The organism is Paraniabella aurantiaca, assembly GCF_050309965.1.
In the GTDB taxonomy this organism is placed as follows: Bacteria; Bacteroidota; Bacteroidia; order Chitinophagales; family Chitinophagaceae; genus Niabella.
The window spans coordinates 982,195-996,687 of record NZ_JBLOSY010000001.1 but is presented as its reverse complement, the minus strand read 5'-3'; the positions used below and the strand labels follow the sequence as shown (position 1 = coordinate 996,687).

General features: G+C 40.7%; 17 protein-coding genes. 11 read left to right on the top strand and 6 right to left on the bottom strand.

Annotation, left to right across the window (positions count from 1 at the left end; all coding sequences use genetic code 11):
* Nucleotides 1-64: 64 nt before the first annotated feature.
* A complete protein-coding gene (locus ACLOAU_RS04460) occupies nt 65-523 on the bottom strand; it encodes a JAB domain-containing protein (protein ID WP_427860643.1) in 459 nt (152 codons plus the stop codon).
* A gap of 275 nt (nt 524-798) precedes the next feature.
* Between ACLOAU_RS04460 and ACLOAU_RS04455 the strand changes: the two genes are divergently transcribed.
* From ACLOAU_RS04455 to ACLOAU_RS04440, 4 genes are read left to right on the top strand one after another with little or no spacing between them, the layout of a single operon-like run.
* Complete coding sequence (locus ACLOAU_RS04455) at nt 799-1,092, top strand: hypothetical protein (protein ID WP_427860642.1); 294 nt, start codon at nt 799-801, stop codon at nt 1,090-1,092.
* Nucleotides 1,089-1,352, top strand: a complete 264-nt coding sequence (locus ACLOAU_RS04450) for a hypothetical protein (protein ID WP_427860641.1) — start codon at nt 1,089-1,091, stop codon at nt 1,350-1,352. Before ACLOAU_RS04455 ends, ACLOAU_RS04450 begins: the two co-directional genes overlap by 4 nt.
* Nucleotides 1,353-2,237, top strand: coding sequence for an SOS response-associated peptidase (locus tag ACLOAU_RS04445; RefSeq protein ID WP_427860640.1), 885 nt, complete (start codon nt 1,353-1,355; stop codon nt 2,235-2,237). It begins immediately after the preceding gene.
* Between the two features lie 23 nt (nt 2,238-2,260).
* Nucleotides 2,261-3,145: a hypothetical protein gene (locus ACLOAU_RS04440; protein ID WP_427860639.1), complete on the top strand. Its 885-nt coding sequence runs from the start codon at nt 2,261-2,263 to the stop codon at nt 3,143-3,145.
* A gap of 180 nt (nt 3,146-3,325) precedes the next feature.
* Here the strand turns inward: ACLOAU_RS04440 and ACLOAU_RS04435 are convergent, their stop codons facing one another.
* The 4 genes from ACLOAU_RS04435 to ACLOAU_RS04420 form a co-directional block, all read right to left on the bottom strand.
* Nucleotides 3,326-3,766 carry a hypothetical protein gene (locus ACLOAU_RS04435; RefSeq protein WP_427860638.1) on the bottom strand — a complete coding sequence of 147 codons (441 nt, stop codon included), beginning with the start codon at nt 3,764-3,766 and terminating at the stop codon, nt 3,326-3,328.
* A gap of 31 nt (nt 3,767-3,797) precedes the next feature.
* Nucleotides 3,798-4,937, bottom strand: a complete 1,140-nt coding sequence (locus ACLOAU_RS04430) for a hypothetical protein (protein ID WP_427860637.1) — start codon at nt 4,935-4,937, stop codon at nt 3,798-3,800.
* 66 nt (nt 4,938-5,003) lie between these two features.
* The gene (dinB, locus tag ACLOAU_RS04425) at nt 5,004-6,161 is read right to left on the bottom strand and encodes a DNA polymerase IV (RefSeq protein ID WP_427860636.1); all 1,158 of its coding nucleotides are present in this window, start codon (nt 6,159-6,161) and stop codon (nt 5,004-5,006) included.
* Nucleotides 6,148-9,102, bottom strand: coding sequence for a DNA polymerase III subunit alpha (locus tag ACLOAU_RS04420; RefSeq protein ID WP_427860635.1), 2,955 nt, complete (start codon nt 9,100-9,102; stop codon nt 6,148-6,150). The genes dinB and ACLOAU_RS04420 overlap by 14 nt, the downstream gene beginning before the upstream one ends.
* Before the next feature lie 111 nt (nt 9,103-9,213).
* On the opposite strand from ACLOAU_RS04420, the gene ACLOAU_RS04415 reads away from it, so the two are divergent.
* On the top strand, nt 9,214-9,456 hold the full coding sequence (locus ACLOAU_RS04415; RefSeq protein ID WP_427860634.1) for a DUF6965 family protein: 243 nt from the start codon (nt 9,214-9,216) through the stop codon (nt 9,454-9,456).
* A gap of 80 nt (nt 9,457-9,536) precedes the next feature.
* Here the strand turns inward: ACLOAU_RS04415 and ACLOAU_RS04410 are convergent, their stop codons facing one another.
* Entirely contained in the window at nt 9,537-10,433 is an 897-nt protein-coding gene (locus ACLOAU_RS04410) for a helix-turn-helix domain-containing protein (protein ID WP_427860633.1), read from the bottom strand.
* 200 nt (nt 10,434-10,633) lie between these two features.
* Here ACLOAU_RS04410 and ACLOAU_RS04405 point away from each other — a divergent pair, with 200 nt between their 5' ends.
* From ACLOAU_RS04405 to ACLOAU_RS04380, 6 genes are all read left to right on the top strand, one after another.
* Nucleotides 10,634-11,197, top strand: a complete 564-nt coding sequence (locus tag ACLOAU_RS04405) for a sugar O-acetyltransferase (RefSeq protein WP_427860632.1) — start codon at nt 10,634-10,636, stop codon at nt 11,195-11,197.
* Between the two features lie 9 nt (nt 11,198-11,206).
* On the top strand, nt 11,207-12,253 hold the full coding sequence (locus ACLOAU_RS04400; protein WP_427860631.1) for an alpha/beta hydrolase: 1,047 nt from the start codon (nt 11,207-11,209) through the stop codon (nt 12,251-12,253).
* Between the two features lie 4 nt (nt 12,254-12,257).
* Nucleotides 12,258-12,740, top strand: coding sequence for a cyclophilin-like fold protein (locus tag ACLOAU_RS04395; RefSeq protein ID WP_427860630.1), 483 nt, complete (start codon nt 12,258-12,260; stop codon nt 12,738-12,740).
* Between the two features lie 127 nt (nt 12,741-12,867).
* Nucleotides 12,868-13,284, top strand: a complete 417-nt coding sequence (locus ACLOAU_RS04390) for a cupin domain-containing protein (protein WP_427860629.1) — start codon at nt 12,868-12,870, stop codon at nt 13,282-13,284.
* Nucleotides 13,285-13,365: 81 nt separating this feature from the next.
* A complete protein-coding gene (locus ACLOAU_RS04385) occupies nt 13,366-14,028 on the top strand; it encodes a carboxymuconolactone decarboxylase family protein (protein ID WP_427860628.1) in 663 nt (220 codons plus the stop codon).
* 100 nt (nt 14,029-14,128) lie between these two features.
* Nucleotides 14,129-14,488, top strand: a complete 360-nt coding sequence (locus ACLOAU_RS04380; protein WP_427860627.1) for a putative quinol monooxygenase — start codon at nt 14,129-14,131, stop codon at nt 14,486-14,488.
* Nucleotides 14,489-14,493 lie beyond the last annotated feature (5 nt).

Below are 14,493 nucleotides of genomic sequence, written 5' to 3'. Positions count from 1 at the left end.
CTAATATTAAAGTAATCCTGTTCTCTAAAAAAGGTGTTATATGAGATTTTGAACAAAAAAAGGGTTATATATACCCTTTGTCGCTGAATGAAAAATAACCATCTTCCGATATAATTAAATGGTCCAAAAGTTCAATTTGCAAGAACCTTCCGGCTTCAGCAATATTTTGGGTTATTGAGATATCTGCATTGCTGGGAGATAAGTTTCCACTCGGATGGTTATGACATACTATGATCTTTGTCGCAAGGCATTTTAATGCAGTGGCAAAAATCAATCGAATATCCACCACGGTGCCTGCAATAGAGCCCGAACTCAGGTGATGTATTCCCAGCACTCTTGAAGCCCGATTCATGTATAATACTTTAAAATCTTCCATCAGGTTAATTCTCTTCGGATTCCAGGACTCCATTAACAATTGGTAGCAATCCTTCGACGTTTTCACAGTTGGAAGCTGCGATCTTTTAATTTTCGGTTCATAACTAATTGAAATTTCGCAGATGTTTTCTAGCATCGTAGTTTCCATAAATGACATTTTTTAAGTGTTAAAAATTATTATGGAACCAGTTCCGTGTTTTGGGGATCAAGACCAAGAAGCACACGGAATAAAAAGCGCAGCGGTTTATGCCGGAATTTCTTGGGCGCTTCAGATACCAAAAAACGAGATTTGCGTAAGAATAATTGTGAAAAAAAAGCAGCCCTAAAGCTGCCTTAATATGAATGGGGTTAGTAAGTATGACCATAAAAGTATGGTTATTATGGGATATTTTAAAAAGATCGGAAAAAGGTATAAATTGAATAATGAAAATTGACCTGACAGCAAAGGGGAGTATAATTGTTCCACTCGAAGAGAGCAGAGGCAAATTTTATGCTTCTTTAAATTTCCACTATAGTCCTGATACACATGGACCTGAAGTGGATTTAGATATTGTACATGTATATTTATTGCACCCAGTTTTAGGAAGCATTTTGTTTACGCTTAGGTATGATAGAAGCTTTAACATCTATTATCCTACTGAAGATATACGCGGTGTCGATACTATAATTTTGGATAAAATAAATACTGCAATTCAAAGGTACATTCAGCATTTATGACAACAGAACTCTTTGGAAGAGATGATCGAGCATTTTCATTCCAGTCACATAATGTTACGATTACCTGTGAAAGGCTAAAACTATCTGGCTATTTGGCCTACCATGTAACTTTTAGCAGCAGCCGAAAGCCAATTGTGGTAGCAAGAGCAGAAGGCGTTAACCAGCCATTTTTCTGGACCTCAATTCCGGAAGGAAGACAAAAGGAAGCTGAAGGAGTTGGCAAACTAATTGAAGAATATTTGAATCAAAAGGAATTATAAATGTGTTACTATAACGGACAAAAGGTTACTACGGATGAGTTTATTCGTCTAAAACGTCTGGAGAAGATGGTTGCAAGATATCCATTTCTAAACAGGGATGTCATTTCCGGATTTGATTTTGGCAACACTGCGGTGTTGGTGCCGTCCAAGGATGGAGGAGGGAATGACGATTTTGCGTTAAAAGAAATGGAGTGGGGGTTTATCCCAGATCCGATGGTGTGGCCTTTTTGGGAAACACGCGACCAGGTTAACCAGGGGAGGGTACCGCACAAAGACCATTATGGAAAATTCGTGGATGGTTTGAATTTTTTGAATGCTATCTCTGAAGAGGTGCTTAAAAAAGGGAAGGTTTACCGGCAGGCTGCTTTGACCAGACCATGTTTATTTCTTTCTTCCGGTTATTACGAATGGCGGCATATTTTCCCATTGAATAAACGCACAAAAGAACCAAGGAAAATAGCTGAGAAATATCCTTATCGAATTTTCCTGGCAGACAGGGAATATTTTTTTATTGCTGGCATTTGGCAAGAGTGGATGGATGCAGAAACCGGCGAGGTTGTTGAAACTTGCTCAATGCTTACTACTGCTGGTAATGAAGTGGCAAGTGAAATCCATAATTCAAAGAAAAGGCAACCGACAGTACTTACGGATGATCTGGCATATGAGTGGTTGTTTGGAGAGCGAACAGAAAAAATGGTCCAGGAAATTGCATCATTTCAAATCCCTTACGAACAAATGCGATATTATACCTTGAAAAAAGATTTTTTGAATTCCTTTGATCCTCTCAAGCCTCATTACTACCCGGATCTTCCGGCCTTAAATGTACCAGGAGGAGATTTGAATACGGCGGCTCCTACTGGTGATCAGCAATTAGGATTATTTTAAAACCAACTATAAATGAACTGCATATGATGACATTCGATGAAGTCATTGTGTTAAGAGACAAACTATCAAGTGGCGAAATTGACCTGGCGTTCGCACAGGAGCAATATTGGAAGGATTATAAAGAGGGACAAAAGTCATGGGATACCAAAGACTGGAAAGAAAGAAGGGTTAAGGTTCTCAAAGATAAATGTGAAATATGCAGTAGTACCGAGGTCTTAACGATACAACACCGTTCACACCCCAAAAAATATTCCGAGTATACCAGGGAAGTAACAAGAAAATACACGAACGAATACGTCAACACTAATTCAGGTGTTGATAAAAACGAGTTTAGTAATTACGTAATAAATAACTATAAATATATTCCGGTTCCTCTTTGTCCGAACTGTAAAAATAGTAATCCCTACAAAAGGGTCAGAAAAACCCCGCATTATCGTTGCACATCTTGTAAGCATGAATTTGATACACCTGTTTATCGATCTATTGAAGACCTCGTTACCATTTTTTTTCAGGACGATGACGCTCTAGAGGTTCGGGATAAATGCTTTGTATCAAAGAATCAATGGAAAAATAGAAACAACCTTTCTAGTATTAGATATTGGTTGCAAAGAGAACAAGCAACACAGAAGGATGATGAGAAGATTAGCAAAGAAGCTTTTTTGCTTTACCTGACGGATAGTATTAAGTATCTTTCTTTTGAGGACACGATAACCGCCTGTAAGAAATGTGCATTTAACTATGATATCAAAAGGATGGAACTATGTCCTAAATGTAAGGAGTATTACAAAGGGATAGAGTATCCAACCTGCATACAGTGTTTGCCAGAGGAAAAGCGAAAAGCTGCGTATGAAAGTATTGAGTTTGGTAAGCAGTGGCACCAGATGCATAAAGATCTCGGAATCGAATAAACTATAGCTTCAGAATGACTGATAAATTTCATTATAGATTGACTAATGTACAGAAGACCAAAATAGCTCAAAACCTGATTGATATTTTGGAGAAAGATGCGGTTCTTACAAAAGAAGCAAAAGTAATCATGGGTAATTGGTTTATCTTGCAAGACTTCTATTTGCATTAGGAGGCACAACTTAAAATGTTTTATTTTTTAGGCGAACTATTCTTTTAGCATGGTTCATAAAATCAGCGTCTAAAAGTTTTATAGGCGTTTCTGCCGAGCAATAATTGGTCGTTGATATTACAAACAGTTCCCGCAAATTGGTTAAAGGCTCAATCCATTCAAAATAAGGTTTCAGATGTGCGTATATTTGTTCAACAGTAGTGTTTTCTTTTTCTTTAAGGACAAAAATTACGATCCCCTTCTTTTCTCCTGTTAGGTACTTAGCGGCCTTTATCATGCCCCCAACAAAACCTTTTCGAGTAGTACCGGTATCGCATTCCATAATGATATAGTCATTGCCAGACCTGAGTACACAGTCTGGCTTGTAGCCTTTTGAAATCTCCGCTCCGATTGCAATAATCTCATAGTTTTCAGCTGAGTGCGTCAATTTTTTAAAAATATTATCTCTCACTTGTTGTTAGTTACTTGGGTTGTTTTGACATCTAAGGAATTGACTTTTTTACATTTTCGATAAACATAGAAGGGTTGTGTCCTCTTAATAGACCATCTATTACATATTCTTCTAAAAGGTTAAATCCGTAACCAACGATAGCTGATGCTGTGGGGTCGAGGAACTTTGAAGTAAGTGCGGTACCCAAACCATAGATTGCAGCATTTTTAAAAAATCTCGGTGCGCCACTATCAAAATATTTGTAGGTCCCTTTTATTTCACTAAGGTATTCACTCGTTATATATGCAGCATCTGTATAATCACCTATTTCATTAATCCATTTACGATAATATTTTGCGCCTGCCATGTGTCTTATTTTGAAGACCGCATCGAAATCATTATGCAATACTTTATATATTTCTTTTAGGTCCGGAACTTTTTCTAATTCGAATAGATGGGATGTGTTGCTTGCAACATTGTATCCACGACCAATATTCTCTAGATTTTTTTCACAGATCTTTAAGTGTTCAAAATTATTATAGCTTTTTAAATTATATTCAGATAAAACTGCTGTTTCTAGGACCTGGTGTCCCAAGGTAAGCAGTTGCCCTCGTTCATTAAGGTCCAGTTGTTCTGGCTCCTTCGCATAAGGTAGGCCGAGTTCACTGAGTGTGTTACTTTGATAGGCCTCTATTATGAGATCATAAGTGTTTGTAGAAAAATCCATTCCATCTACATCTTCATAGGCGTCTCTAGCTTTTTTAATAAACTGCCTTTTTCTTTTTTCAGCAATATTACCAAAACGATCTAAAACCCTTGTAATATTATGCTCTGGATCAAGGTCTTCATCAGCTAGGGTTGCCGCATGTATTGGCGGGGTTCCATAAATCTCTGACTCATCAACAGTTCCATCATCTCTTGAGCGCCCAGTACCAGTAACTAACACTGGAGCCCATATCATGAATTTAATGTATCCACTTCTAACCAGTCTTTCTACTGTATCGAACCCGAGATTTTGAATAAGAATGCTTAACGCCTCATTGGTCCTGTTTGTTCTTATGGTAACCTTTTCAAAGATGAGTAATTGCTCAAACAGTGTCGTCAGCATATCTTGCTGCTGGACCTTCGTTAGACGTTCAGCGCCAAGTGCATTAGTGCTGGTGATGTGACCGTTTAAAACTTGATTCGTCATTTCTGTAATACAGTTAGTAGGTGTTCAATTGAAGTAAAGTTACGAAATGTGGAAAAGATATCTGAGCTACTGACGACGATCCGCCGACCCCCGAAACAACTTAGCTTCTCCAAATTGCTTTTTCACAGAATCTATAGCCTGGTATAATCTGATGGTTTCCTGCGTGTCTTCAAAAAGATTGATTTGGTAGGTCCCAGGAATTAGGTTGGAAAACCGCACGCCAATTAACCGCACCAACACCCGACGTGTATAAAGCTCCTGGAATAGTTCTTTAGCAATAGCAAAAAGAACATGGTCACTGTTTGTATACGGGATTGAGCGTTGAGCGGTATGAGTTTCAAAATCGCTGTAACGTATTTTTATAGTCACGCAACCGGTCAGCCGCTGACCTTTTCGCAATTCAAAAGCGATAGCTTCAGTCATACGCACCATTTTGGATAACAGCGCATCAATATCAATGCTATCAGTCTGAAAGGTTTCTTCTGTAGAAATAGATTTGGATTCGCGGTAGGGGATAACGGGCGAATCATCCTCACCGTTGGCCCTGCGCCAAAGCTCCAGTCCGTTTTTACCCAGTGCTCGTGTCACTTCGTCCGGGTCCTTGGCTGCCAGATGTTTGGCTTTATAAAAGCCCATCTTTATAAGCCGAATGCTAGTCTTTTCTCCTACACCTGGTATCTTGTAAATGTCCAGCGGTGCCATAAACCCCTTCTCATTTCCAAAAGGTATTTCCAGTTGGCCATTCGGCTTAACTTCATTGGTGGCTACTTTACTGATCAGTTTGTTGCTGGCCAGCCCCCAGGAGATGGGCAGCCCACTTTCCTTCACCACTTTGGTTTTTAATTCTCCTGTAAACCTGAGGCAACCAAAAAACTTATCCATGCCGGTAAGGTCTATGTAAAACTCGTCGATGGATGCTTTTTCAAAATTGGGAACGGAATCTGCTATAACATCGGTAATCAGTTTTGAGTACTTTGTATAGTTTTCATAGTCACCTCTAACAATGATCGCTTCTTTACAGAGTCTTTTTGCTACTGCCATCGGCATGGCACTGTGAATACCAAACTTTCGAGCTTCATAAGAGCAGGATGCAACAACCCCACGGTTACCATCTCCACCGATAAGTACAGGTTTGCCGATCAGTTTCGGATTATGCAACTGTTCTACCGATACAAAAAATGTATCCAGGTCAAAGTGAGCAATATGTCTGTTAAAGCTCAGCATAGCTTCGTTGTTTATAGGTTGCTTTTTCCATATGATGTACTTCCAGGCTGTAAACTCCGAAATCATCCGTGACTTTGCCGGTGATCTTGTAAAATCCGGCCGTGTGCAGAGGATATTTTTTAGCGGTATCGGGGAAGTGAACCGTATCCAGCCAGTTGAGTTCGGCGTCTAGGAAGGTACCAAAGAACATCTGATCATCGTTCTTGGTAACTGCTACTTTACGGGCTATATAATAAACGAGAACGGTAATAATCTTTTTATGGTAGTGCTCCAGGTTGCCGGCCTTTATAAATAGGGCTGGATCTGCATCTACCAGGTTAAAAGGATTTGTCAACGGAAAGCCCAGGATTTCCATTTGATCGTATAGGTCATCCAATGGATGATCGGTTTGTTGTGATTCCTGGAACTGTATAGGGGCTTCGTCAAAAAGTGCGATTGCTGTCTTACTGTTATTTTTAGGTTTTGCAAGGAGTATGCTGGCCTCCCATAACATTTGTTTTTTCGAGCGGCCGGTGAATGCAAATGCACCTACGCTGATTAAAATCTCTACTTGTGCCAGGCCAGGTCCAACCCGCCTGATAAAATCCTGTAGGTCCAGGTAAGGGCCATTTGTGTTGCGTTCCTCAATCAGGCCTTCCCGAAGTTGTTCCCGCAAATCTTTAACATGTACAAGACCAGTATAAACCTGGCCGTTTACGATACCGGTAAGTATTTGGCTGTTATTGACACAGGGGGGAATGATCGTTGCGCCGGTTTTGAGCAGTTCAATAAAATATAGTTCAGTTGAATAAAAGCCGCCGAAATTATTGATAACCGCCACCATAAATTCCTTGGGATAATAGGTTTTCAGATAAAGGCTCATATAGCTTTCAACGGCGAAACTGGCACTATGGGCCTTATTAAAACTGTAACCACCAAAGCTCTCCATCTGTCTCCACACTTCAGCGCTGTCCAAATGCTTGTGTCCCATTGCCGCGGCTGAGCGCATAAATTCTTCCTTAATCATCATAAACTGGTTGTTCGACCGGTATTTACCGGACATGGCACGTCTCAGTATATCGGACTTACCAAGTGACAGCCCACCATAGTAGTGAGCGATCTTAATAACATCCTCCTGGAACACCATTACGCCAAAAGTTTCCGAAAGGTGTTCCTCAAATAGGGGATGGATGTATTTAATTTTGTCACGATGATGATACCGGTAAATGTACTCTCGCATCATACCGCTTTGGGCTACGCCGGGCCGGATGATACTGGAGGCTGCTACCAGGGTTATGTAATCATCGCAGCGTAATTTTTTCAGCAGCTGTCGCATGGCCGGTGATTCAATATAAAAACAACCGATGGAGTTAGCGTTGCGGATTTGGGTAGCCACATTTGGGTCCTTCATAAACTTATCGGTATCATGAATGTCTATTGAGACATTATGTTGTTCTTTGATCAATCGTTGTGCTTCCCGGATATGGCTTAGTCCCCGCTGGCTTAGGATATCAAACTTATTGATGCCGATATCTTCAGCGGTGAACATATCCATCAATGCGGTAGGAAATCCTTTTGGTGGCATGAACAGCGAGCAATAGTTCAGGATTGGCTTTTCTGTGATCAGCATCCCGCAGGGGTGCAGGGATGGGTTACTCGGGAACCCATACATCAGGCGACCATATTGATAAATCAGTCTTGTAAATTCGTCAACCGGGCCATTGGCGTGACGCATTGCCTTAATTTCCTCTTCCGGCAGGCCGAAGACCTTGCCCAGCTCCAGGTTAATTTTATCACGTTTAAAAGTTGGGAATGAACCAAGCAAGGCGACATGCTGCGTGCCGAACCTTTTGAAAATATAGTCCATTACTTCATCACGATCAGTGTGCGCAAAATCAATATCAAAATCCGGAGGGCTGGTTCGCTCTGGATTTAGGAAGCGTTCAAAATACAGGTTCAGCTTAATGGGGTCAACGTTGGTAATGTTTAAGCAATAGGCCACGATTGAATTGGCGCCACTGCCTCTGCCAACATGGTAAAACTTTCTGAACTGTGCATATCGGACAATATCAAGATTGATTAGAAAATAGGCATTAAACCCCAGATCGTTAATAATCTTTAGTTCGGCCTGCAGGCGTTGCCAGGCCACCTTATCGGTTTTCTTATACCGCCTGCTAAATCCATCTGTAGCCAGCTTTTCCAGTAGGATACGGTCGTCTTCACGGGAACCTCCATAAACCTGTTTTGTCTTGTCGGTTTTAAAGTCCATTTCAACTTTACAACTGTCAATCAGTTTATAGCTGTTGGTAACGATAAAGGGGTACTGTTTAAAAGCCTGAATCAATTCACTTGGAGAAACAAATGTTTCATCAGGGTCGCAACATTCATCAGCAGGCAGGTTGGATAGCAGGACATTGCAATCTATCGCTCTCAGCAAACGATGGAGGTTATAATAGGTTTTGTTTTGCACTGTTACCGGCTGACGTACCACTAGCCTGTCTGAGTAAGGCTTCCAGTCTACGGAAAACAGTTTTGTTATTTCTGCCGGCCTTATACCCATTCTTTCGTTTGGCAACAGTTGGTCAAGCGGTTTGCCGCCAAATGGATAAATCACAAAGCCGTCCCATGCCTCTTCAAAAAGCTTTAACGAAGATGCGGGTTCAGGAAAAGGCAGTTTGGCCATTTGGTGCCGGGAAATGAATTGATGAATCCAGGCCAGACCGTTATTATTTGCTGCGATTAGGATATAAAGCAGCTTGTTTTTATTGCGGATCTCAACCCCAACAACCGGTTTAATTCCTTCTTTCTCGCAAGACTTTACGAAAGGCCAGATATCATAAGTGTTATTTATATTGGTTAACGCAAGGGCGGTCACACCCTTATCAATAGCGGTTTTCACCAGGCCTTCTGTAGAGAAAGTGCCGTAAGTAAAGGAAAAATATGTTTTACAATTAAGATACACGCCTCAAATATCACTAAATATTTTAGTATTGTAAACTAAATAATTTAGCTTTATTGTGAATATCAAATTACAATATTTTATATATGTCTGTAAATCATTAAATTGCGTTTTATGCGTCAAACCCCGTCCCCTCAGGAAATAAAACTGCTGGAAGATTATTTTAAAAGTGTGGAGCTGCCGGCTCAAATAAAGTTAAATAAAGCCATTACTGTACTTGACGTGCCTTCGTTTGTACAGAATTGTCTTAATTTTTGTAAGGATGCGAATGCAGCCAGCGTATTGGTTGATCCCAGGTACGAAGATTTGGTAAACTTAAAGGCTGTCCTGGAAGAACAAAGCAAAGTGAATGGATAAAGCAAGTATTGCCACATACCCATATCGGGAAATGTGATCGTTACTTTTGAAATGGAATAAGCACTGAAGAATAATTATTGTCAATTCAAATTGCGGTACTCAACAGGTGTTACGCCTGTTTTTTGTTTAAACAGACGGGTAAAATGCTGCTGATATTTAAAGCCCAATTCGGTCGATATTTCGTTTATCGTTTTAGAAACATCATATATTCTCGTTTTTGCCTCGTCAATTACGCGTGATTGTATATAATCCATAGCCGTATTACCGGTCTCTTTTTTTATCAGGTCGCCAAAGTAATTGGCGGACAGATGCAGTTCTTCTGCACACCAGGTTACCGTAGGTAAACCTGAATCCTGTGCTTTGCCAGATTTAAAATAATCGTCCAATAAATTTTCAAATCGCACCAGGATGTCCTTATTAACAATACTACGGGTAATAAACTGGCGGTCGTAGAACCGCTGGCAATAATTCAGGAAAAGCTCAATATTCGAAACAATAAGCGTTTTGCTATGCTTATCAATATTCTGTTCAATTTCTTCGGCTATCTTTTCCAGGCAATCCACGATTGTTTTTCGTTCCTTTTTTGACAAATGCAGCGCTTCATTCACTTCATAAGAAAAAAAAGAATAATCCTTTATCGTTTTTCCCAATTGTGTCCCTTTAATCAGGTCCGGATGAAAGATCAATCCATAACCGGACGGTTTAGTAACCACACCTTTGCTGTCTATCCCATACACCTGCCCAGGGGAAACAAAAACCAATGTACCATCCTCATAGTCGTATGGCTGGCATCCATATAGCATATCGCCACATTTAATATTCTTGAGAAACACAGCGTAAACACTCATGTAGCGTTTAAAATGCTGGATGGTGGGCAATTCATTGAAATTTACAACACTTACCAACGGGTGCAAAGTGTCTACACCCGCATAGTCATTGTATTGTTTTACCGTATCCATTCTTTCAATTCGTTCCATATCATTAATGATTACAATACAAATTTAGTACACGGGAACACCTCATCTTTCAAACCATGGCAAAATCAGTAAAACTGGTAAAAGGAACTGTATTCTGTATAAAGCCCATTCAGGGAATACTGTCGAAATTTGCAGATGTATTTGAACGGACATATAACCGCACATAATCAAAGGATTGGTTTACAATAGATTAATAAAATATGACAAACGGAAAAGATATTTTTGAACGATTAAGGGCTGGAGAAATTATCCTTTCTGCAGACCCGCAAGCCAATAGAATGCGGGAGGCTTCCTATGCTACGAAAAAGCTGCTCCTCCAGATGAACAATGCTTCAGATCCGGTGGCGATCCGGGAACTGTTAAGTCAGATCACGGGAACGGACATCGATGAAAGCGTTGCTGTATTTACGCCCTTATACATCAATTATGGTAAGCATACCAGAATCGGCAAAAATGTATTTATAAACTTCGACTGTACTTTTCTGGATCTGGGGGGTATTACCATAGAAGACAATGTACAGATTGCGCCAAAGGTTAGTTTATTGTCGGAAGGGCATCCTGTTTCCCCGGAAAACAGACATTCACTTGTACCCGGACCTATTCACATTAAAAAAAATGCGTGGATCGGTGCCAATGCCACCATTCTACCCGGAGTAACTATCGGCGAAAACTCCATAGTCGCAGCTGGGGCAGTCGTCTCCAAAGATGTTCCGAATAATAAAGTTGTTGGCGGGGTTCCGGCGAAAATTATTAAGTCGATTTAAACTATATATATGAAACGCAGAACAGCACTCTCAATCATTGTAATGCTCTTAATTACACAAGCATTTAGTCAAATAAAGTCAAAACAAAAATCAGCAACAATGACTCCTACTGAACATTACACTTTTCAACTTAGCGATAAAGTTACCCGTCAAAAGGTGACATTCAAAAACCGTTATGGCATTCAACTTACCGGCGATTTGTATCTGCCTAAAAACGAGGGCAGCGCTCCTTTACCGGCTATTGCAATCAGCGGGCCCTTCGGTGCTGTTAAAGAGCAATCATCAGGATTGTATGCCAATCAAATGGCAGCACGCGGTTTTGCTGCATTGGCATTTGACCCGTCGTATACCGGAGAAAGTGGTGGAGAACCCCGCAATGTTGCATCGCCCGATATTAATACCGAAGACTTTAGTGCAGCAGTAGATTTTCTTGGCATACAGAAAAATATTGACCGTAGCAAAATTGGCATCATTGGCATTTGTGGCTTTGGCGGATTTGCTTTAAATGCCACTGCGGTTGACAAGCGGGTAAAAGCGGTTGTTACCACCAGCATGTACGACATGTCCCGGGTAAACGCTGAAGGCTATTTTAGGTCACTGACACTGGAGCAGCGAACAAAGATGTTAACCGAAATGAGCTTGCAGCGTTGGGAAGATGCTAAAAATGGCACTCCTAAATATCCTGCAAATGGATTAGGACAAACCAACGAAAAATCACCGCAGTTCGTAAAAGAGTATTATGATTACTACAAAACGGAAAGAGGTTTTCATCCACGGTCGCTCAACTCTAATGCCGCCTGGACAGCAACAAATACCTTGTCATTCATGAATATGCCTCTCTTAACGTATATCAAAGAGATAGCGCCAAGACCGATGTTGATGATAGCCGGAGAAAAGGCCCATTCCCGTTATTTTTCAGAAGATGCATACAAGAACGCAGCCGAACCCAAAGAGTTGATGATCATCCCCAATGCCGTTCACGTTGATTTATACGATCAACTGGATAAAATTCCCTTTGATAAATTGGAAGCATTTTTTAAAGAACATTTAAAATAGGACCATGAAATTTTCAATTTTAATTTTTGCATTTTTCATATTAATTACCGGTTGCGGCGCTATTGCCTGCAATAAAGAAGATAACAGCATTAAGACTGAGAGCAACATAATGGATAATAATAATGGTTCTATGACAGGCAGTACAATCAGGATAAAGGTTGGTTCAAAAACTTTCGCAGCCACAATTTTGGATAATAATTCAGCTAAGGCATTTAAGGAGCTATTACCGCTCACCATTATTATGACCGAGCTGAATGGCAACGAAAAATATTACGATTTGTCAAAAAGTCTTCCAACAAATTCATCCAGCCCAGGTAATATAAAAAACGGGGACCTGATGCTGTACGGCTCCCGAACATTGGTATTATTTTATAAAGGGTTTTCAACCTCTTACAGTTACACAAGGCTTGGCACTGTTAATGATGCTTCCGGACTGGCCGCGGCTTTGGGGTCTGCAAATGTTACGGTCACTTTTGAGTTAGAATAAGGAATTTGATGACGCGTAAAAAATAATCCGTAATATGAAAATGGGTTTAAAAATTATATTAGTTGCCCTTCTTACAGGAAACCTCATTTTCCAGGTAGCGTGCAATGAAAATAAAAAACAAAATACAATGGAAACAACAGTCCCAAAGATCAGTGACTTTCCCACGGGAGCGGAAAACACAGCATACGCTCAATACTTTAGCGGAAAATCATGGAACGCACCGCTAACGTCCAATAAGGACCTGAACGTGCCTATGAACAACATTACTTTCGAGCCGGGATGCCGCAACAACTGGCACAGTCATACCGGCGGACAAATACTCGTGGCCGTTGGTGGTATAGGTTACTACCAGGAGCGTGGAAAACGCGCCGTTCGTATGGAGCCGGGTGATGTAGTAGAAATAGCACCAAATGTGGAACACTGGCACGGAGCAGCACCTGACAGTTGGTTTTCGCATCTTGCCATCGCCTGCAATCCCCAGACTAATCAGAATAACTGGCTGGAGCCTGTTGCCGATGACCACTATAAGGAAGCTGTGAAATAACAACAAATATTTAAGATGATGAAAGTGCGTGAATTTCTAAGATGGATGCTACCCCTAGTTGTCCTCTTCAATACAATAAATATGGATGCACAGAATAATAAAAATACAAACCAACAGTTAGATGCTCGTCAGCAGAGCCTAGCTGCTATTTCAGCATTAACTGCAACCGGAAATATTGAAAAACTAAAATTACATTTAAATACAGGACTGGATACCGGGCTTACCATAAACGAAGTAGAGGAAGCCCTGGTACAATTATATGCTTATTGCGGTTTCCCACGCAGCTTAAACGGCATCAATACTTTTATGCAGGTACTGGAAGAAAGGAAGGCTAAAGGGATAAAAGACGAAGTCGGCAAAGAAGCAACGCCGGTAAAGGACAGTTCGGACACCTATGAACGTGGAAGAAAAACGCTCGAAGTATTGACCAAATCACCACAGGCGAAACCGGCACCGGGTTTTGGGGAGTTTGCTCCACGTATTGATGCTTTCCTGAAAGAGCATCTTTTTGCAGACATTTTTGACAGCGATGTGCTGGATTATCAGCAAAGGGAATTGGTCACCATTTCCGCTTTGGCAGCCATGACAGGTACAGCCGGACAACTGCAGGCGCATATTGGAATGGGTATGAACACAGGAATTACAGCAGAACAGTTGAAAGCGGTGTTCGATATCATTGAAAAAAATGTAAGTAAGGAGCAGGCTGAAACTGCACGCGCAGTTTTTTTAAAAATGAAGAAATAATCCAAAAAAAAATGATAAAATGACTAGGCATACTTTTCAATACCCAATTTGTTTTAGCAATTCCTTAAAGGCTATCCTGGCAATAATAATGTTTATCAGTATGAATGAGGCTGTTCAAGCGCAACAAGAGGAAATGATGGTACGCATTTCAGAAATCGAGATATATCCCGAACACCTGGATGAATACAAAACGATCCTGAAGGAGGAAGCAGCGGCATCTGTAAGGCTGGAGAGGGGGGTAATTGCCATTTTCCCGATGTTTCAAAAGGACAATCCGGCTCAGGTACGGATATTGGAAATGTATAAAGACCAACAAGCCTATCAGTCGCACTTAAAGACCGAGCATTTCAAAAAGTATAAAACAACGACGGTTCATATGGTTAAATCGCTGAAGCTTGTGGATATGGAGGCAATGGATTTAGAAACGGCGAGATCAATTTTTAAGAAATTAAAAAAATAGGAGTA

Bases quoted from the DNA above. Each gene is read 5' to 3' on its own strand.
- ACLOAU_RS04450 (WP_427860641.1), top strand. From the start codon at position 1,089: ATGACAACAGAACTCTTTGGAAGAGATGATCGAGCATTTTCATTCCAG.
- ACLOAU_RS04455 (WP_427860642.1), top strand. From the start codon at position 799: ATGAAAATTGACCTGACAGCAAAGGGGAGTATAATTGTTCCACTCGAA.
- ACLOAU_RS04380 (WP_427860627.1), top strand. From the start codon at position 14,129: ATGAATGAGGCTGTTCAAGCGCAACAAGAGGAAATGATGGTACGCATT.
- ACLOAU_RS04415 (WP_427860634.1), top strand. From the start codon at position 9,214: ATGCGTCAAACCCCGTCCCCTCAGGAAATAAAACTGCTGGAAGATTAT.
- dinB (WP_427860636.1), bottom strand. From the start codon at position 6,161: ATGCTGAGCTTTAACAGACATATTGCTCACTTTGACCTGGATACATTT.
- ACLOAU_RS04400 (WP_427860631.1), top strand. From the start codon at position 11,207: ATGAAACGCAGAACAGCACTCTCAATCATTGTAATGCTCTTAATTACA.
- ACLOAU_RS04410 (WP_427860633.1), bottom strand. From the start codon at position 10,433: ATGGAACGAATTGAAAGAATGGATACGGTAAAACAATACAATGACTAT.
- ACLOAU_RS04445 (WP_427860640.1), top strand. From the start codon at position 1,353: ATGTGTTACTATAACGGACAAAAGGTTACTACGGATGAGTTTATTCGT.
- ACLOAU_RS04395 (WP_427860630.1), top strand. From the start codon at position 12,258: ATGAAATTTTCAATTTTAATTTTTGCATTTTTCATATTAATTACCGGT.
- ACLOAU_RS04385 (WP_427860628.1), top strand. From the start codon at position 13,366: ATGGATGCACAGAATAATAAAAATACAAACCAACAGTTAGATGCTCGT.
- ACLOAU_RS04390 (WP_427860629.1), top strand. From the start codon at position 12,868: ATGGAAACAACAGTCCCAAAGATCAGTGACTTTCCCACGGGAGCGGAA.
- ACLOAU_RS04440 (WP_427860639.1), top strand. From the start codon at position 2,261: ATGATGACATTCGATGAAGTCATTGTGTTAAGAGACAAACTATCAAGT.
- ACLOAU_RS04430 (WP_427860637.1), bottom strand. From the start codon at position 4,937: ATGACGAATCAAGTTTTAAACGGTCACATCACCAGCACTAATGCACTT.
- ACLOAU_RS04405 (WP_427860632.1), top strand. From the start codon at position 10,634: ATGACAAACGGAAAAGATATTTTTGAACGATTAAGGGCTGGAGAAATT.
- ACLOAU_RS04460 (WP_427860643.1), bottom strand. From the start codon at position 523: ATGGAAACTACGATGCTAGAAAACATCTGCGAAATTTCAATTAGTTAT.